The sequence below is a fragment of the Haladaptatus sp. AB618 genome (assembly GCF_024136965.1).
GTDB lineage: Archaea > Halobacteriota > Halobacteria > Halobacteriales > Haladaptataceae > Haladaptatus.
The window spans coordinates 205,631-224,316 of the sequence record NZ_JAMYJX010000005.1 but is presented as its reverse complement, the minus strand read 5'-3'; the positions used below and the strand labels follow the sequence as shown (position 1 = coordinate 224,316).

At 62.6% G+C, this 18,686-nt stretch carries 14 protein-coding genes and 1 pseudogene; 9 read left to right on the top strand and 6 right to left on the bottom strand.

What is annotated here, in order from left to right:
• Positions 1-92: 92 nt before the first annotated feature.
• Both NKF26_RS16300 and NKF26_RS16295 read right to left on the bottom strand, forming a co-directional pair.
• Positions 93-1,187, bottom strand: a complete 1,095-nt coding sequence (locus NKF26_RS16300; protein ID WP_253234599.1) for an ABC transporter ATP-binding protein — start codon at positions 1,185-1,187, stop codon at positions 93-95.
• Positions 1,184-2,374, bottom strand: coding sequence for an ABC transporter permease subunit (locus tag NKF26_RS16295; protein WP_253227638.1), 1,191 nt, complete (start codon positions 2,372-2,374; stop codon positions 1,184-1,186). The genes NKF26_RS16300 and NKF26_RS16295 overlap by 4 nt, the downstream gene beginning before the upstream one ends.
• 168 nt (positions 2,375-2,542) lie before the next feature.
• On the opposite strand from NKF26_RS16295, the gene NKF26_RS16290 reads away from it, so the two are divergent.
• Entirely contained in the window at positions 2,543-3,514 is a 972-nt protein-coding gene (locus tag NKF26_RS16290) for an ABC transporter permease (RefSeq protein WP_253227637.1), read from the top strand.
• 126 nt (positions 3,515-3,640) lie between these two features.
• A complete protein-coding gene (gene lonB / locus NKF26_RS16285; protein WP_253234598.1) occupies positions 3,641-5,740 on the top strand; it encodes an ATP-dependent protease LonB in 2,100 nt (699 codons plus the stop codon).
• A 43-nt stretch (positions 5,741-5,783) separates the two neighbouring features.
• Here lonB and NKF26_RS16280 read toward each other — a convergent pair whose 3' ends face one another.
• The gene (locus NKF26_RS16280) at positions 5,784-6,023 is read right to left on the bottom strand and encodes a hypothetical protein (RefSeq protein ID WP_253227635.1); all 240 of its coding nucleotides are present in this window, start codon (positions 6,021-6,023) and stop codon (positions 5,784-5,786) included.
• 270 nt (positions 6,024-6,293) lie between these two features.
• The gene (locus NKF26_RS16275; protein ID WP_253234597.1) at positions 6,294-7,310 is read right to left on the bottom strand and encodes an alcohol dehydrogenase; all 1,017 of its coding nucleotides are present in this window, start codon (positions 7,308-7,310) and stop codon (positions 6,294-6,296) included.
• A 148-nt stretch (positions 7,311-7,458) separates the two neighbouring features.
• Between NKF26_RS16275 and NKF26_RS16270 the strand changes: the two are divergent.
• Positions 7,459-8,639: pseudogene (locus NKF26_RS16270) on the top strand (MFS transporter).
• Here the strand turns inward: NKF26_RS16270 and NKF26_RS16260 are convergent.
• Both NKF26_RS16260 and NKF26_RS16255 read right to left on the bottom strand, forming a co-directional pair.
• The gene (locus tag NKF26_RS16260; RefSeq protein ID WP_253227632.1) at positions 8,640-10,541 is read right to left on the bottom strand and encodes a glycogen debranching N-terminal domain-containing protein; all 1,902 of its coding nucleotides are present in this window, start codon (positions 10,539-10,541) and stop codon (positions 8,640-8,642) included. It lies immediately after the preceding pseudogene.
• Positions 10,541-11,644: a TrmB family transcriptional regulator gene (locus tag NKF26_RS16255; protein ID WP_253227631.1), complete on the bottom strand. Its 1,104-nt coding sequence runs from the start codon at positions 11,642-11,644 to the stop codon at positions 10,541-10,543. The genes NKF26_RS16260 and NKF26_RS16255 overlap by 1 nt, the downstream gene beginning before the upstream one ends.
• Positions 11,645-11,805: 161 nt before the next feature.
• On the opposite strand from NKF26_RS16255, the gene NKF26_RS16250 reads away from it, so the two are divergent.
• The 6 genes from NKF26_RS16250 to NKF26_RS16225 are packed head-to-tail and all read left to right on the top strand — an operon-like array spanning position 11,806 to position 18,677.
• Complete coding sequence (locus tag NKF26_RS16250; protein ID WP_253227630.1) at positions 11,806-13,140, top strand: ABC transporter substrate-binding protein; 1,335 nt, start codon at positions 11,806-11,808, stop codon at positions 13,138-13,140.
• A gap of 37 nt (positions 13,141-13,177) precedes the next feature.
• Positions 13,178-14,083: a carbohydrate ABC transporter permease gene (locus NKF26_RS16245; RefSeq protein ID WP_253227629.1), complete on the top strand. Its 906-nt coding sequence runs from the start codon at positions 13,178-13,180 to the stop codon at positions 14,081-14,083.
• Between the two features lies 1 nt (position 14,084).
• Positions 14,085-14,984, top strand: coding sequence for a carbohydrate ABC transporter permease (locus NKF26_RS16240; protein ID WP_253227628.1), 900 nt, complete (start codon positions 14,085-14,087; stop codon positions 14,982-14,984).
• Between the two features lie 3 nt (positions 14,985-14,987).
• Entirely contained in the window at positions 14,988-16,157 is a 1,170-nt protein-coding gene (locus tag NKF26_RS16235) for an ABC transporter ATP-binding protein (protein ID WP_369682156.1), read from the top strand.
• 36 nt (positions 16,158-16,193) lie between these two features.
• A complete protein-coding gene (locus NKF26_RS16230) occupies positions 16,194-17,342 on the top strand; it encodes an ABC transporter ATP-binding protein (RefSeq protein WP_253234594.1) in 1,149 nt (382 codons plus the stop codon).
• On the top strand, positions 17,343-18,677 hold the full coding sequence (locus tag NKF26_RS16225; protein WP_253234593.1) for a glucoamylase: 1,335 nt from the start codon (positions 17,343-17,345) through the stop codon (positions 18,675-18,677). It begins immediately after the preceding gene.
• Positions 18,678-18,686: the final 9 nt, after the last annotated feature.

The window sequence follows — 18,686 nt, the reverse complement described above, 5'->3', positions numbered from 1 at the left end:
AAAGTGCTTCTTCAGGCCGTGGACGGAGAGAACGGTCTCGTCGTTCAGTTCCGCGTCGTCGGTTCCTCGTTGATGATTCGTCGTCTCCGTGTTCATCGTTCGTCACCTCGTATCGTGGTCGATTCGTCCCGCACGGATGGCTCGTCGGTTCCTTCCATCGTAGTCGCCGTCGTCGTTTCTGCTGTCGCGCGCAGTTCGTTCACGTTCCCGGCGTCGTGGTCGTCGTCGTAGTAGACACACGATACTCGGTGGCCATCCCCTTCGAGCGCCTGGAGCGGCGGTTGGGGTCCCTCCCGGCAGTCGTCGGTCGCGTGCGGACATCGCGGATGGAACCGACAGCCGTCCGGCGGGTCCGTCGGGTCGGGAAGCGAGCCACCGATGGGTTTCGGCGTCCGCCCGCGCCGCGGCACGCTGTCGAGCAGGGCATCGGTGTACGGGTGGGCCGGACGGTCGAAGATGTCGAAGACGTCCCCGCGTTCCATCACCTTCCCGGCGTACAGTACGACGACGCGGTCGGCGACCTGCGCAACGACGCCGAGGTCGTGGGTAACGAACAACACCGCCATGTCGCGTTCGGCTTGGAGCGTTTTCAGCAGATGGAGGATGCCCGATTGGGTCGTCACGTCCAGCGCCGTCGTCGGTTCGTCGGCGACGAGCAGGTCGGGTTCACACGATAGCGCCATCGCGATGACGACCCGCTGTTTCATCCCGCCCGAGAACTCGTGCGGGTATTCGTCGAACCGTTCGGCTGGATTCGGAATGCCGACCCTGTCGAGGAGTTCTATCGCCCGCCGTCGCGCGGCGTCCCTCGAAACGTCTCGGTGAAGTCGGATCGCCTCCACGAGTTGACGGCCGACCGTGTAAACGGGGTCGAGCGAGTCCTGCGGGTTCTGAAACACGTACGCGATTCGGCCGCCGCGAATCGAGTTGAGCGTCTTCGTACCGGCGGACAGCAAATCACGCCCGTCGAACCGGACGGTGCCGGAAATCCGCGCCGGTGGCGACGGGACGAGACGGGTCAGCGACTCGCAGGCGACGGTCTTCCCGGAACCGCTCTCGCCGACGAGACAGACCGTCTCGCCGCGGTTCACGTCGAACGAAACGCCGTCGAGTGCGTGCACGACGCCGCGGTCGGTGTCGAACGTCACCCGGAGGTCGTCCACCGAGAGCAGGGGGTCGGGACTCATACGTCACCCCGCGGGTCGAACACGTCGCGCAACGTATCGCCGACGATGCTCAAGGCGACGACGGTGAAGACGAGGACGACGACGGGTATCGTCCAGATCCACCACACCTTGATCGGTATCGTATAGAAATTGTCCAACAAGCCGGTCGCAATCGTGTCGCCGAACGACGGTGCAAAGCGACCGACATCACCGATTCCGATGAACGTCAACGCCGTTTCGAGGAGGACGAGTTGCGGAATCTTCTGCGTCGTCCCGATGAGAACCGTGTTGGAGACGTTCGGAAGCAAGTGTTTCCGAAGGATGGTCCACCGACTCACGCCCGCGCTCCGCGCCGCTTCGACGTACTCCTCCTCCCGCCGCTGAATGACCTCGCTTCGGACGAGGCGGGCGATGCTCCCCCAGTTGAGGAGTCCGAACACGACCACGAACACGAACAGACTCGGTCCGGCGAGGAAGACGAAGATGAGATAGACGACGAACGCCGGAACCGACTGCTGGACGTCGACGTATCGCATGAGGACGGTATCGACCGCACCGCCGCTGTATCCGGCGACGAGACCGACGACCGTCGCGAGCGGAATCATGAGGACGGCGATAATGACGCCGACTTGGAGGCTCACGTGCATCCCCGAGAGCACCAGCAACACCATGTCCTGTCCCAATGTGCTCGTTCCGAGCGGGTAGGCCAACGACCCGTGACAGAAACCGTTGACGGTCGGGCCGACGCACGTCGACGTCACCAACCCGAGTTTCGACGAGAACAGGAGGGGCGGTTGGCGGGCGACCGTTGGGTCGGTGGCTGGACGCCCGAGGAGTGCGGGACCGACCATCGCAAGGATGGCGAACAGAATCAGGGAGACGAGGGAGACGACCGCGAGCCTGTTGGACCGAAACCGTTCCCAGTACCGCCGATTCCGGCGGGTGTTTCGGACGAGCGACGGCAGGGCGAAACAGACGAGGGCGAGGAGACTCACCCGGAACAGCCACGTCAACTTCGTCGGCCGCCAGGGATAGACGACGCCGATACCGTGGGAGTTCGTATATCGGTAGAGAAGCCACAGTCCGACGAGACCGGCGGAGAATAGCAGGAAGCGCCAGGGGACAGTTCGGTCCGTACTGTTCTCCTGTTCCCAGTCGATGGGGGCAAGCGGCGTTTCACCCGACCGTCGGCCGGTGTCGTTGCTCACCGAAAACCACCCGGTGGAGAGGGACGATTCGACACGTAGACGGGGAGGGGTTGCATGAATGTACTCCCTGTGTGGTATATATCCTCATGACAAAAAGATACCGAATGGATAATTCACTTCTGTCGATACTATTTTATACCGATTGTCGGTATTTTTGATGTCGAAACCATGAGTCGCCGCTCCTACGTCATCAAACGGATCGCGTTCTCCGTCTTCGCCCTCTATCTCGTGCTGTCCGTCACGTTCGGATTCATCGCGTTGACCGCCGACCCCGGCGTCGCTCAGGCGGCGTACGGTGCCGCGCAATCGGCCAGAAACCATCGTCTGAACGCGACCGAGCAGAAGGCGTACGTGCACGAGGCCATCGAGCAGTACAAGGAGGAACACGATCTGAACGAGCCGGTGTGGAAGAGCTATCTCAACTGGCTCGTCGATATCACGACGTTCCACTGGGGTCGGTCGCACACGCATCACGGAACACCCGTGATCACGCTGCTCGAAGGCGCGATTCCGGCGACGTTACGCTACGTCGTTCCGGCGATGCTGTTCGCGCTCGTCGGGGGGATCGGGCTCGGCGTGTACTCCGCGCTGCATCCGGGGTCGATAGTCGAACGGATAGTGACCGGCGGGTCGTACGTCGGACTCGGGGTTCCGAGCTACTGGATCGTCGTCGTGGCCGGTCCGGGCATCTTGGGGCTCACCGAGACGCTCCATCAGTTCACGCCACACGTCCAGACGGTACTGTTGTCGAGCGTGCTGGGGATTTCGCTGCTCGCGGGACAGTTGCGGTACGCACGAGCCGAATCGCGCGAGTACGTCTACCGCGAGTTCGTCAAGTTGCTTCGCGCGAAGGGCGCATCGAATCGACGTGTCGCCCGGCACATCCTTCGAAACGCCGCGATTCCACTGCTCTCGTTGTTCTTCGCCGACCTCATCGGAACGCTCGTGGTGAACGTCTTCGTCCTCGAATCCGTCACCGGTGTCGGGGGAATCGGTAGCCTCGGTCTCGGCGCGATTCAGCAGCGTGATCTACCGCTCATTCTCGGAGTGGCGATGGTCATCGCGTTCGTCGGAATTCTGGGCAACCTCTTCCAGGACCTCGCCTATGTGGGGCTCGATCCACGCGTCGAATCGGAGTGAAAGGGTACGAGACACGCGTTTCGGCCTCGAAACGCCGGTCCATTGTCGTCAAATAGTCTAACGGAGGTTGAACGATTCAAAAAGTATATCGGGCAGGGTTACGCTTACTATCGGCAAGAATAGTCAATGGGCAATGGAAAACGCACTGACAGTCCCTCCCAGTCAGAGGCGGATATAGACGCTTCTGACGGTACTTCCGACGAGCGGCGGGATGCGCGCTCGGTTTCCGACGGGGAAGCCGACCCCGACGATTCCACCGTCGATTCCGTCCCGTCTGAGGAAGGTGCTCTCGGAACGAGCGTCGATGAATCGCTGGTCGCCGACGATTTCGACCCCGAAACGGACGACGATCTCCTCGGCGGTTTGGACGTCGAGACGACCGATGAGATTCCCATTCCGGACCGACTGGTCGATCAAGTCATCGGGCAGGAGTCCGCCCGTGAAACCGTGGTGAACGCGGCGACACAACGTCGTCACGTCATGATGATCGGGTCGCCGGGGACCGGGAAATCGATGTTGGCGAAGTCGATGAGTCAGCTCCTCCCCAAGGAGGAGTTACAGGACGTCCTCGTCTATCACAACCCCGACGATGGAAACGAGCCGAAGATTCGGACCGTTCCCGCCGGAAAGGGTAAACAGATAATCCAAGCTCACAGGGACGAGGCGATGAAGCGTGATCGGATGCGCACGTTCCTGATGTGGGCGATCATCGCACTCGTCGCCGGATACGCCTTCTTCATCGCCAAAGAGTTCTTACTGGGTGTTATCGCGGTTGGCGTTACGTACCTCCTGTTCCACTACAGTTCACGCGGGACGAACGCCGTGATCCCGAACCTGTTGGTGGACAACTCCGACGTCGATACCGTTCCCTTCGAGGACGCGACGGGTGCCCACGCGGGTGCGCTACTAGGCGACGTGCGCCACGACCCGTTCCAGTCCGGCGGAATGGAAACGCCGAGCCACGACCGCGTGGAACCCGGAGCCATCCACAAGGCCAACAAAGGTGTCCTGTTCGTGGACGAGATCAACACCCTCGACATCCGCTCACAGCAGAAGCTGATGACCGCGATTCAGGAGGGCGAGTTCTCCATCACCGGACAGTCCGAACGCTCGTCCGGTGCGATGGTTCACACCGAACCCGTCCCGACCGATTTCATCATGGTCGCGGCGGGGAACCTCGACGCGATGGAGAACATGCATCCGGCGCTCCGCTCGCGTATCAAGGGGTACGGGTACGAGGTGTACATGGACGACACCATCGACGACACGCCGGAGATGCGCCGCAAGTACGCCCGCTTCGTCGCCCAAGAGGTCGAAAAGGACGGACAGCTTCCACACTTCACGGATACGGCGGTCGAAGAGATCATCCTCGAAGCTCAGCGCCGCGCCGGTCGCAAGGAACACCTCACGCTCAAACTGCGTAACCTCGGTGGCCTCGTTCGTGTTGCCGGTGACATCGCTCGCGCGGAGGACGTCGAGTTCACCACGCGAGATCACGTCCTGCAAGCGAAACAGCGCTCGCGCTCCATCGAGCAACAGATCGCCGACGACCACATCGAACGTCGGAAGGATTACGAACTCACCGTCTCCGACGGTGCGGAAGTGGGTCGCGTGAACGGTCTGGCGGTCATGGGCGAGGACAGCGGTCGCGTCCTCCCCATCATGACCGAAGTCTCCCCGGCACAAGGTTCCGGCAAGGTAATCGCCACCGGGAAACTGCAGGAGATAGCCGAGGAGGCCGTGCAGAACGTCAGCGCCATCATCAAGAAGTTCAGCGACGAGGACATCTCCGAGAAGGACATCCACATCCAGTATGTCCAGACCTACAGCGGCGTCGAAGGGGATTCGGCGTCCGTGACGATGGCGACCGGCGTCATCAGCGCGCTCGAAGACATCCCCATCGATCAGAACGTGGCGATGACGGGATCGCTCTCCGTCCGGGGTGACGTCCTCCCGGTCGGTGGCGTCACGCACAAGATCGAGGCGGCCGCGAAGACCGGCATCGAGACGGTCATCATCCCGAAGGCCAACGAGCAGGACGTGATGATCGAGGACGAGTACAAGGAGATGGTCGATATCGTCCCCGTCTCGCACATCAGCGAAGTCCTCGAAGTCGCGCTCGTCGGCGAGTCCAAAATAGAGAGCCTCACCGACCGACTCAGGACCATTACGGGTACGGCCCTCGACACGAGCAGCGATCACGGATCGCCGAGTCCGAGTCCCTGAACTCGATTTTTCCCGGTCAAATCGATAGCTGACTTCCGAAAAATCAGAGGTCCTTGTTCACGCGAATCTCCTTGTCGGTCACCGTATCGACGATGCTGGCGGGAACCGCCAGGTCGTCGTCGTCGGCGCTCCCCCATCCGAACACTTCCAGCCACGCTTCACCGAGGTTGGGGTCGGGATCGACGTACGCCGTCCCGCTCCGAACCTCGCTCACGATCCCGAGTTGCTCCCCTTCGCTGTCCATCAGGAACTTCCCTTCGTCTTCCCCACTGAGTGTTGCCATATTTTTCGTTCAGCACGGGAGTACATTCGCTTTGTGGCTAAGTGAGCTGATTTAACTATCACAGTGGCTCGCGTCGCCGGTAATTACCATACCGCCACGTTCGGTTCGGGCGGAGATGAGGCCGTGTCTATCCATCGTAATCTCCGCGAGAATTATCGGGGAGAAGCCGATTTCTGATCGCGGTTGTAGTGCGACGAAACGACGTCACCCACGACTTCACGAAACGATATCGGGTCTACGACGCGGTGTCGGCCCTCCGGAGGTTTGGCCTTACGGTTCCAGCACGGCCCGGAACCGAACCTCGTTGTCCATCATTCGTTCGTAGGCGTCGTCGGCGTCCGCCAAGTCGAACGTCTCGATTTCCGGCGTGATGTCTCGAAGCGCGCTGAACTCCAGGGTATCTTGAGAGTCACGAGCGTCGCCGGACGCCCACCCGCGAACCGCACTTCGGCTTCCGACGAGGTCGACCACGGAAACGTCGATGGGTTCGCCGGGGACGCCGACGGTGACGACCTCGCCGTCGGTGTCGAGACCGGGGACGACCGATGAAATCGCGTCGGCGTTCGGCGCGGTGGCGAGGACGACCGTCGCGCCGCCCAACTTCTGGAGTTCCTCCGCCGGGTCGTCGGCCTTCGCGTCGATGAAGTGGTCGGCACCCAGTTCGCGGGCGTACTCCTCCTTGTCGGTGCCACGCGAGATGGCGACCGTTTCGAATCCCGCCTGTCGGGCGTACTGCACGCCGAGGTGACCGAGTCCACCGATCCCTTGCACGGCGACCAGATCACCCGGTCGGGCGTCCGTGTGTCGGAGCGCGTTGTACGTCGTGATTCCCGCACAGAGCAGGGGCGCGGCGTCCGCCGCGTCGAGTTCGTCGGGGACGGCCGCGAGTGCTTCGGCGTTGACGACGGCGAACTCGGCGTAGCCGCCGTCAACCGTCACGCCGTGGATATCCGCGTTCTCACACTGTTCGAACTCGCCGCGACGGCAGGCTTCGCAGGTGAAACAGTGTCCGGCGTGCCAGCCAGCGCCCACGCGGTCGCCCTCCTCCCACTGCTCCACGTCCTCGCCGACCGCATCGACCCGTCCGACGATTTCGTGGCCGGGGACGCGCGGGTAGGCAAGTCCGGGGTAGCCACCCTCCTTCGCGTAGGAGTCGCTGTGGCAGACGCCACAGGCTTCGACTTCCACGCGAACTTGCGTGGCGTCCGGCGTCGGAACCTCCCGTTCGACGAGTTCGAATTCCCCTCCCGGTTCGTCGACTTCGACCGCCCGCATCGTATCTGACATAGCAGTCGGAACATCGGGCGCGAGACGGATAAGTGGAAATGCCAATATCGGCGGAAAGCGGCGACTGCTTCCGGTTTCACTCTCCAGGCATCGTTGTCCGGAGTCGTCATACTTACCGCACCGCCGTTCGTGTTTCGAAGCGAAAACAGTGACGAGGAACACGAAGGCGACAACGGGAAATTGGCGGTCGGTCGCGACGGTCACGGGGTGGCAAACGGCCGCAAGCCTCTGTTATTACAGCATCTTCGCCGCGACGGGCGTCGTCCGTGACGCCTTCTCGCTGTCGGCGTCCAGCGTCGGGTTCTTCCTGACGGCCGCGCTGTTCGGCTACACGATTGCGCTGTTTCCGAGCGGAGCGGCCGTGGACGGCTACGGCGAAAAACGCGTGATGGTCGTCGGACTTGCCGGACTCGCGGTCGCCACCGTCGGCGTCTCGCTCGCGTCGTCGTACTCCCTCCTCCTCGTCGCGGGCGTCGTGTTGGGGGCCGCATACTCCTCGGCGATGCCCGCGTCGAACCGTGGCATCATCGCCAGCGCGCCGAACGGACGGGAGAACCTCGCCATGGGATTGAAACAGGTCGGCGTCACGGCCGGGAGCGGCGTCGCCTCGCTCGTCATCACCGGCATCGCGGCCGTCACGATTTGGCAACTCGGTTTCTGGGTCATCGCCGTGCTCGCGGGTGGCTACGCGCTCGGGTTCGCCGTGACGTACGGCGGGACGTCCGGCGAGGGAACGATGTCCCTCCCCGATTTCAGCGATCTGCGGACGAACGGGCCGTATCTGCTGCTCGTCGTCGCCGGGCTTTTCCTCGGCGCGTCCATCTTCGCCATGCTCGGATACATCGAACTCTACGTCAAGGACGGCCTCGGACAGACCACCGCCATCGGCGGCATCGTGCTGGCCCTCACACAAGTCATGGGGAGTATCGCCCGCATCGGTGCCGGAAGCGCCGCCGACCGACTCGGCGCGCTCGCGGGTCGGCGACCGTGGCACTCGTCCAAATCGCCGGGGGTGCCGTTCTCTTCGCCGCGCTCGCGACCGGTATCTCGTCGTTCCCCCTCGCCATCGTCGTGTTCGCCGGACTCGGACTCTCCATCTACGGTTCGACCGGCGTGTTCTACTCGTGTCTGAGCGGTCTCGTGGACGGCGAGGATATCGGTGCCGCGACGGCCGGAGGGCAGACCGCCATCAACGTCGGCGGACTGATCGCCCCGCCCGTCTTCGGCGCGCTGGTCGAACGGTCGGGGTACGGCCTCGGTTGGGAACTGTTGGCCGCGATGACCGTCGTTTCCGCGTTGCTCCTTTTTGCCGTCCGCCGCTGGACCTGATTACCGGATCAGTTCCGCGATGGTCTCGGCTTCGACGGGATCGGAGTCGAGCACGCTTTGAACGAATCCGAACACGCTTCCGGCGCTCCACGCCGCCGGAATACAGGAGTCCGGATGGCGGAGCGTGCCGACCGAGACGCCCTCGTCGAAACCGACCATGAGTTCCGGGAAGCCGAACCCGTCGGGATAGTCGGTTCGGACCGTGTCCTCCAGCGCCGACAGTCCCCGAACGGCGAGCGCTCTCGCCGCGTCCTGTTGGCCGCGCTCGGCGAGTCCCATCGCCGCCATGCTCGTGTCGTGTGGCCAGACGCTCCCGCGATGGTACGAGAGGGGGTCGAAGGAATCGTGTGACGCCGCGAACGTCCTGAGTCCGGCCGAGGTGAGCATGTCCTCGCGCGTCAACCGCTCAGCGACGTGTTCGACGCGTCGTTCACTTCCCAATCCGCCCCAGATGGCGTGGCCCTGATTCGAGGCGACGCTCGGGATGACGCCGTTTCCGTCGATTCCGAGCGCGTAACAGCCCTCGTCGGGAAGCCAGAACCGCTCCTCGAACGACGCCGCGAGCGTCCCCGCCGTCTCCCGGCAGTCGTCCGCCAGCGATTCGTCGCCGACCCGCGCCGCGAGCGGCGCGAACCGCTCCAGTGCGCGGAAGACGTACCCCTGTACTTCGGCGAGCGCGATTGCGCCCTCCGCTGGAGTTCCGTCCGGCCGCGCGAGCGATTCCGCGCTGTCCTTCCATCCGAGATGGGTGAGACCCAGCGAGTGGTCGTGTGATTCGTAGAACAGGAAGCCGTCGTCGTCCAGTTCGGAAAGCGTCCATTCGATGGCGGCTTTCGCGTTGGGGTACAGTTCCTCGAACAGCGTTTCGTCGCCCGACTCCTCGACGGTATCGGCGAACAGCGCCGCGAACAACGGGGTCGCGTCGATGGTCCCGTAGTACGGCGTTCGGACGCTTTCCCCGATTACGGGGAGGTCGCCGTACCGCTTCTCGTGCATGATTCGACCGGGCGCTTCGAGCGTCGCGGCGTCGGTTTCCGTTCCCTGTTCGTCGGCCAAGAAACGGAGCGTTCGTTCCGCGACGGTCGGGTCGAACGGCAGGAGTTGATAGCTCACGATGAGCGAATCGCGGCCGAACGGGGCGAGAAACCGCGGCGCACCCGCCGCGGGAACGCCACACGGGAGCGTCAGCGATTCGAGCGTTTTCGCGGCGCGCCCGACGAGTCGGTCGTACCGTGGACAGTCGATGTTCGTCTCGATATCGGGCGTGTTCCGTCGTCCATCCGGCAGTTCGAGTTCGAGTTCGATGGAACGGGTCGAAGCGGGCGGGACGGTCACGTCCGCGGAAAAGGTCGCCGAGTCGTCCGAAACGCTCGTTTCGAGGTCGGAGTCGGTCGTGACCTCGACTCGCCGTTCGGTGTCGTCGGCGAGCGTGCCGACGAAGGCGACGCCGGACGTGCGGCGTTCGATTTCGACCGGCCGCGTTTGGTGTTCACGCGGCGAAAAGAAGGCAGGGATTTCGAAGATATGGCCGAAGTCAGGGGCCAGCGAGATGGAGAGGGTTGCCTCGCGGGCCGACCGCGTGTTGTTCGTGAGTCGGACCCGGACGAGACAGCCGGATTCCGTGATTTCGAGGTGTTTGCCGAGCATCCAGGGTCGTCCCTCGCCGCGGCCCGTGCCGACGGTGGGGCTGGCGAGCGTCGTCGTCACGCCGCGGTCGCTGGATTCGCGACCGAGAACGTGCCAGTCGTCGGATCCGTCGAGGTCGATTTCGAGCGTCGAGAGGTAGCGATGGTCGGATTCGTACACGCCGGTTTCGGGCGTCGTGGGCGTGACGTCGCCGCGTGCATCGACCACGATCTGTCGTCCCGAATCCATGACGAGCGCACAGTCGTCGGGAAGCATCAGGCGTCCTCCTCACAGTCCGAGTACGTTACCGCTTCGATGATGATCCTGTCGGCCTCCAAATCTTCGAGCACGGCACCCCATCCACCGATACCGAACTCGCCGTCCTCGGTACGGAGGACGATGGTCGCTTGCCCGGCGAGCGTCGAGAGTGACGGCGTTTGGTCCCCCTCGCGGATGTCGCCGTTGGCGTACAGGATGTCGGTTATCTCGCCCGACAAGGTGATACTCTGTCGCCGACCCATCTCCCGTCCGCGAGCGGTCGCGGTGATGGTGGCCCCGTCGGCCAGCAGCGGTGCGATGTCGCGGATGCACCGCCGAATGTTCACGTATTCCGCCGGAAGCGTTTCGCTGTGGGTGGTGTAGACGATGGCCCACGACTCCCAGAGTGCGGCCTCGAAGTACCAGTGGAAGATGTACGTGAGGGTCTCGTCTTCGAACACCGCACCGTACTGCCCGGTCGGTTCCGTGTGCGGCGCGAAGCACGCGATTTCACGGTCCACGAGGACGAGGAACGGCGCGGGGAGGTGACGGTGCCGTGCCTCGGTGACGACGTCGGTGAACTCCTCGTCGGTCGGGAGGTCGGTCGGCTGTTCGTAGCTCGTATTGATCGAAACGGAGACGAACACGTCGTTTTCGTAGCACGTCTTGAGGGCGGGTACGAGGCGGTCGTACTGCTCCGGTGTGACCGACAATTGTACCTGATTGGTCGCGTCCTGAATCGCTTCCTCAGCACGTTCGATGACCGTTTCGACCCGTTTGAGGATGCTGATGCGGTGTCCGCCGACCCCGGCCTGTTGCCATCTGTCCTGAATCTCGGTGGCCGTCTTCGAGAGCGTTTCAGCCCGCGATTTGAGGTTCTGGAGAACCTCCGTCGGTTCCCTGGCCCGCGCCCGGAGCGCGTCCTGTTTGTACGTCTCGACGTAGCCTTCGTCCTCCAAATCCCGGAGCACGTCGTAGATCCGTGATCGCGGTACATCCGCCCGTTCCGCGAGCGACGTCGCGGACGCGCTTCCCAAATCGAGGAGGGTGACGTAGGCGTCGATCTGGTACGTCGAAAGTCCCACCTCCTGGAGTCCACGTCGAAGTTCGTCGGTATCCATCTGTGTGTTGATTCCCATCTTATCGAGTTGAATCTTTTAGTTGACGTTCCCGATCCAGTGCCGTTTCGTCCATACGAATTCTCATATTCACTCCTGTATCAAATACGTGAGCAAGATTTATATATTTCTTATTCTTCATGGTTGAGTAGGACAGAGTTCCTATGACAGGCGATCACAAAAACGGGGAAAAAACGCGGCGTACGGTGCTACAATCTATCGGCGGAGCGGCTGGCGTGGCCGCGCTTGCCGGGTGTGTCGGAAGCCTCGGCGGCAGTAGCGGCGACGGCAAGAACAAGGACATCACGTTCTGGACGAGCAACGTCGAAAACGACCGACAGAAGGTCATCAAGAAGCTTCTCAAGTCGTACGACTCGAACAACGGCGGTTCCAGCACGCTGAACGCGGTCCAGGAGGACGACCTGCCGACGCGCATCTCTTCGGCACGCGCATCAGGGACGCTCCCGACCATCGCGGATTTCGGTCTCTCGCCGATGCAGAAACTCGGCAGTGGCGGTCTCCTTTCGACGAAGGCGGCCGACGCAGTCATCGAGAACGTCGGCAAAGACAAATTCTACAAAGGCGCGCTCGATTTGACGAAAGCGCCCGACGGCGGCCACTACTCGATTCCGATGTACGGTTGGGTCGAGGGAATGTGGTACCGAAAGAGTAGCTTCGAGGATAAGAACCTCGACGACCCGACGACGTGGGACGGCTTGATGAAGGCGGCGAAAGCGCTTCACGACCCCGATAACAATCAGTACGGTATCGTTATCGGGACGAAGAAGACGGCGTTCGCCCGCCAGTGTTTCACGCCCTTCGCCCGCTCGAACGGCGCGCGCGTCTTCGACAAGGACGGAAAGATCGTCTTCGACAGCAAGGAAATGATCGAGGCGCTCGATTTCTACGGCAAACTCTCCAAGTACACGCCACCGGGCAAGGACACCTGGAAGACGGCGAACAACACGTACCTCAACGAGCAGAGCCACCTGATCCAGTACTCGACGTTCATCATGAGCGACCTCGTGGACAAGGGCGACAAGATGGTGAAGGACACCAAATTCGCCCCGTACGTCCAGCACAAGCGCAAGAGTTCGTTCGGGCAAATCGTCGGTCTCAACCTCTTCGAATCGGCTTCGAAGGAGCAACTGGACTACGGCAAGAACCTGGCCGAGTACCTGATGACGAAGAAGTACGTCGAATGGCTCCACATGGCCCCCGGCGGGATGAACCCCGTTCTCAAGGAAACGGCGAGCAGTTCGGAGTTCAAGGACGACGAGACGCTGAAGGCATGGGGTTCGACGGTCGAGGACGTCTCCGCGGCCTTCGAGAACATCGAACGCTTCGGCTACGTCGACGGCAAAGCCTTCCCGGAACTCGGAAACATCACGAACAAGTTCCTCATCGCGGAGGCGATTTCGCGCGTGACCGACGGCGAGAGCGCTGACACGGTCGCGAAGGAGCAGGCGAAGAAGATGCGGGACGCGATCGAGGAATAGTCGTCCACCATCGACCACACAAGTCCCCAATTCATTTATGAGTTTAGCAAACCGTACGAAGCTCTCGTTGGACGGCGACTACACCGTCGAGCAGAAGGAGGCGATCCTGGGCTATCTGCTCATCGCGCCAGCGTTGCTGTTGGTCGCCGGGGTCATCGTGTATCCCGTTCTTTACAACGTCTATCTGAGCTTTACGAACGTACCGCTTTCGCCCGATGCCTCGCCGACGTGGGTCGGTCTCGAACACTACCGAACCCTGCTTTCGAGCGGCGAGTTCTGGGCGGCACTGAAAACGACGGTCATCTTCACGCTGGGTAGCGACGTGCTCGCCACCGTCGGCGGCCTCGGCGTGGCGATCCTGTTCAATCGAAAATTCCGCGGCCGACGGCTCGTTCGAGGGCTGATGCTGCTGCCGTACGTCGCCCCGCTCATCGCGGTGGCGTACGTCTGGCAGTGGCTGCTCGACCCGCTGTATGGGATGATTCCGTACTTCCTGAGTCACACCCTCGGCATCTACTCCGGTGACATCGACCTACTCAACAACGCGAAGACGGCGCTGTGGACGGTCATCGCCTTCGACGCGTGGCGCTACTTCCCGTTCGCGTTCCTGATGATAATCGCCCGTCTGCAAGCGATTCCGAGCGATATGTACGAGGCGGCGAAGATCGACGGCGCGGGCCGTATCGCCCGATTCAAGGACATCACGCTGGCGGAGCTCAAATACGTCCTCGCCACCGTCTTCCTGCTTCGCTGGATTTGGAACTTCAACAAGTTCGCCGACATCTGGCTGTTGACGAAGAAAGTGAACACGCTATCGCTGTACGCGTACCAGACCGCGTTCGCGAACTACAACCACGGACAGGCGGCCGCCATCGCCATGGTGCTGTTCGCCTCGCTCATGGTGTTCGTCCTCGTGTACGTGAGCTGGATTCTGGAGTGGTAACATGATAGGAACGATACTCGCTACGGTGTCCGACGGCTTTTCCAACGCCTTCGGACGAAGTCGCATCGAAACCAGCCTCTGGGAGAAGGTCGTGTTCTACGGCGCGATAGCGCTGACGATGGTCGTCTCGCTCCTCCCGTTCTACTGGATGATCGTCACGAGCTTCATGCCGGAGAGCGCGATTTACTCGCTCCCGCCGTCGTTCGTGCCACACGACCTGACGCTGAAACACTACGCGAGCGTCTTCAGTCCGGAGACGTTCCCGTTCGTGACGTACTTCAAAAACAGCCTCATCATCTCGATCATCACGGCCGGGATGTCGGTCGTGGTCGCCACGTTCGGCGCGTACAGTTTCGCCCGCCTGAACTACCCCGGACGGGGACTGTTCTCGCGCGGCGTCCTGCTCGTGTACATGTTCTCGGGCATCCTGCTGGTCGTCCCGCTGTTCCAGATCATCGTCTGGATCGGTCTCGTGGACAACCTCGGCAGTCTGGTCATCACCTACCTCGTCCAGACGCTGCCCGTGTCGCTGTACATGCTCGGCAACTACTTCCGAAGCGTCCCGCCGGAGATAGAGGAGGCGGCGATGATGGACGGCTACTCGCGGCTGGAAGTCATCTTCCGCATCACGCTCCCGCTCTCGGCACCCGCCATCGTGGCCGTGTTCATCTACACGTACATGATCGCGTGGAACGAGTACCTCTTCGCCAGCATCTTCCTCAGCACCCGCACGAACTTCACGCTTCCAATCGGTCTGGACGCGCTCTCGTCCGGGTTCCACCAAGTGTGGGGACAGATCATGGCCGCATCGCTGTTGACCAGCATTCCCATCATCATCATGTTCGTTTACCTGGAGAAGTACATGGTCGAGGGACTGACCTTCGGGTCGGTGGAGGGCTGATTCGTGTCCTCCGAACTCACCCAAGCCGACGGCGAGTCGGCACCTGACACCGCCGCCGAAATAGAGACGGAACAGGCTGGAATCGACCTCTCGAACCTGCGGAAATCCTACGGCGACGTGCTGGCGGTCGAGGGACTCGACCTCGAAATCGAGCCGGGCGAGTTCCTCGTCCTGCTCGGGCCATCGGGCTGTGGAAAGTCCACGACGCTCCGGATGATCGCCGGACTGGAGACGCCCACCGGCGGCTCCATCGAAATCGGCGACGAGGAGGTAACGAGAACCCTCCCGCAGAAACGCGGCCTCTCGATGGTGTTCCAGAGCTACGCGCTCTACCCGCACAAGACGGTCGCGGGGAACCTCGAATTCCCGCTCGGCAAGATGGACCTCTCGGACGAGGAGAAGACGGCGAAGGTCGAGCGAACGGCGGAGATGCTCGAAATCGCCGACCTGCTCGACAAGAAACCCGGACAGCTTTCCGGCGGCCAGCGACAGCGCGTCGCGGTCGGTCGCACCATCATTCGGGAGCCGAAAGCGTTCCTGATGGACGAACCGCTGTCGAATCTGGACGCGCAACTCCGCGTTCGGACGCGGTTCGAGATTCGGGAACTCCAGCAGGAACTCGGGACGACGACGGTGTACGTCACCCACGACCAGGAGGAAGCCATGAGCGTCGCCGACCGCATCGCCGTCATGAACGACGGGGAGCTCCAGCAGGTCGGGACGCCCGAGGAGATATACAAGACGCCGGAGAATGCGTTCGTCGCCGGGTTCATCGGCAATCCGCCGATGAACTTCTTCGACGTTTCCGTCGGCATGGGCGTGGAACTCCTGCCGAACGGCGACACTGCGACCCTCGACACGTCGCTCCCCATGGACACCGAGACGCTCGGTGTGCGTCCGGAGGACGTGCATCTCCTCTCGACCCCTGCGGAGGACGTGGCGAACGTCTCCCGACCGGACCCGAGAAACATGACGAACGCCATCGAGTGCGAGGTGACGGTCATCGAACCGCTCGGCAACGCGTACGAACTCGAACTCGCACGCGGGGACGACACCTTCATCGCCCGACTGCGGGCGCTTCCGGAGGACGTGTCCATGGGTTCGACGGTCGAAGTCGCCTTCGACCGCACGGAACTCCACGCGTTCGGCGCGTCGGGGGAGGCGATTCGATGAATCGAACTGCTGATCGTAACCACGGAGGTGAGACGAATGGCGACGCTTGAACTGAACGAGTTGACGAAGATATACGACGACGCACAGGGCCGCGAGGTCGCGGTCGATTCGCTCGACATCGACATCGAGGACGGGGAGTTCCTCGTCCTCGTCGGACCGTCGGGCTGTGGAAAATCCACGACGCTCCGGATGCTCGCCGGGCTAGAAACCGTGACGGACGGCACCATCGAAATCGGTGGGACCGAAGTCCAACATCTCGCCCCGAGCGCGCGCTCGATCGCCATGGTGTTCCAGAGCTACGCGCTGTACACCAAGATGACCGCCCGTCAGAACATGGCCTACGGGCTGAAACACTCGACCGATCTGAGCAAGGCGGAACGGAACCGCGAGGTCAAGGACATCGCGGAACTGCTCGACATCACCGAACTGTTGGACGACAAACCGGACGAAATGAGCGGCGGGCAGAAACAGCGCGTCGCGCTCGGCCGCGCCATCGTGCGCGACCCGGACGTGTTCCTGCTGGACGAACCGCTCTCGAACTTGGACGCGAAGCTTCGGGCGCGGATGCGGACCGAACTCCAGCAGTTGCAGACCGACCTCGACGTCACGGCCGTCTACGTCACCCACGACCAGACGGAGGCGATGACGATGGCCGACCGCATCGCCGTCATGAACGACGGCGAACTCCAGCAGGTCGCGCCGCCGGAGGTCGCCTACGACCACCCGGCGAACGAGTTCGTCGCCACGTTCCTCGGCAGTCCCTCGATGAACACCTTCGAGACGGTCGCCGTCGAAAACGGCGACGAGATCGAGTTCCGCCACGACGGGACGACGCTCGCGGCGGTTCCGCACGACACGGTCGAGTGCGCCGACGGCGAACCGATGACGCTCGGCCTTCGACCGGAGGACGTTCGACTGTCGGACGACCCGACGGACGGGACGTTCGCGGCCGACGTGACCGTCTCGGAGTACCAAGGCAACGATAATTTCATCCATCTCTCGGTCGAAAAACACGACCTGATGGCACGCGTTCCCTCGGACGTCTACCCGAACCCCGGCGAGACGCTCGGCGTGACGGTCTCCCCGCGGGACGTGTTCCTCTTCGACGCGGACAGCGGTATCGCGCGCAAGACACGCGGTCTCCCCGACGAACAGCCCCCCAAACGATCGGTTTCCAACCCATAAATGGCAGAAAACACGACAGATACGACGCTCCACGATTCGCCGACGACAGCCCTCGACGACCCGACGTTCCACCTCGACGTGTTGGACGACCTCGTCTATCCGGCCGAGTGTGCCGGGTCGGTCCCGCTCGCGAGCGACCCGGACGACCGCTACCCCTACGCCTATCCGCGCGACATCGCGTGCATCACGAAGGCGTGGCTTCACGCGGTCGAAGCGGACGTTCGCCCCGGCGAATGTCAGGAGAACATCCTCGGTGCCGCACGGTTCTTCCTCGCCGCGCAGGACGACCGAGGGCGCTGGCGACAGCGGTACGCGCTCGACGGCACCGACAAGGGAATCTATCAACAGGAGGACAACGTCGGACACGGCCTGCACGTTCTCTCACACGCGGTGTTCGCGCTCGACGCGACGGACTCGCTGGAGACGGCCAATCCTGCATTCCGGCAGGACATCATCGACGCGACGGAGCGGGCCGTCGCGCACGTTCAGGACGAACTCTTCGACCCGAACGCCCACCTCGTCGAGAGCACGACGAGCATCCACGAGGGGCGCATCGAATCGGGCTACACGCTCTGGGTGAACTGCGTCTTCGTCGCCGCCCTGCGCGGCATCGAACGCGCGCTCTCGCTCCTGCCGGAGGACTCGGAGACGGTCGAGGACCACATCGCAAGATTCCGGTCCCACCTCGAAGGCGGCGTGAAACGCTCGTTCACGAGTCCGGCGCAGGTTCCTCGGCGGTACACGCCGGACGGAAAACTCGACGTCCGACCCGACGTGACGCTGTTCGCGCCGTTTTACTTCGGCCTCGAAGACCTCTTCGGGGACGCGCTTCACGAGGCGGCCAACCGCTCCGCGACCGCGCTCGAAGACCCCGAAATCGGTGGTATTCAGCGATTCATGGGCTTCTACCGCGACTTCGACGTGCACCAGCACGGCGGCAACGGGCCGTGGTTGCAGTACACGGCGTGGCACGCACAGTACCGATTCGCCAACGGCGAGACCGACCGCGGAAACGACGTGTTGGCGACCATCGCGTCCTATACCAACGCCGAGGGACACATTCCGGAACACCTGACGACCCGACGGCGCTTCGAGGCGTTCGTGGAGAACGAGTGGAGTACGGGATTGGACTTCGAGAAGGAGTTCGACGAGGACGTGTTGCGCGACGTGTCCTTCGACTTCGTCGCCGAGGAACTGGGCCACATGCAGGAGGCCTACAGCGACCTCGAAACCCAGACGGCGGATCGAGACGTTGTCCGGTTCGCCATGCCGCTGGCGTGGTGTCACGCGGAGTATCTGACCGCACTGTTGACCCGTGACGCCGCCGAAGCGTAATTGAAACGA

What these genes read in the sequence shown, in the direction of transcription:
- NKF26_RS16300 (WP_253234599.1), bottom strand. Translation starts at nt 1,187, where the DNA reads ATGAGTCCCGACCCCCTGCTCTCGGTGGACGACCTCCGGGTGACGTTC.
- NKF26_RS16290 (WP_253227637.1), top strand. Translation starts at nt 2,543, where the DNA reads ATGAGTCGCCGCTCCTACGTCATCAAACGGATCGCGTTCTCCGTCTTC.
- lonB (WP_253234598.1), top strand. Translation starts at nt 3,641, where the DNA reads ATGGGCAATGGAAAACGCACTGACAGTCCCTCCCAGTCAGAGGCGGAT.
- NKF26_RS16280 (WP_253227635.1), bottom strand. Translation starts at nt 6,023, where the DNA reads ATGGCAACACTCAGTGGGGAAGACGAAGGGAAGTTCCTGATGGACAGC.
- NKF26_RS16275 (WP_253234597.1), bottom strand. Translation starts at nt 7,310, where the DNA reads ATGTCAGATACGATGCGGGCGGTCGAAGTCGACGAACCGGGAGGGGAA.
- NKF26_RS16260 (WP_253227632.1), bottom strand. Translation starts at nt 10,541, where the DNA reads ATGCTTCCCGACGACTGTGCGCTCGTCATGGATTCGGGACGACAGATC.
- NKF26_RS16255 (WP_253227631.1), bottom strand. Translation starts at nt 11,644, where the DNA reads ATGGATACCGACGAACTTCGACGTGGACTCCAGGAGGTGGGACTTTCG.
- NKF26_RS16250 (WP_253227630.1), top strand. Translation starts at nt 11,806, where the DNA reads ATGACAGGCGATCACAAAAACGGGGAAAAAACGCGGCGTACGGTGCTA.
- NKF26_RS16245 (WP_253227629.1), top strand. Translation starts at nt 13,178, where the DNA reads ATGAGTTTAGCAAACCGTACGAAGCTCTCGTTGGACGGCGACTACACC.
- NKF26_RS16240 (WP_253227628.1), top strand. Translation starts at nt 14,085, where the DNA reads ATGATAGGAACGATACTCGCTACGGTGTCCGACGGCTTTTCCAACGCC.
- NKF26_RS16230 (WP_253234594.1), top strand. Translation starts at nt 16,194, where the DNA reads ATGGCGACGCTTGAACTGAACGAGTTGACGAAGATATACGACGACGCA.
- NKF26_RS16225 (WP_253234593.1), top strand. Translation starts at nt 17,343, where the DNA reads ATGGCAGAAAACACGACAGATACGACGCTCCACGATTCGCCGACGACA.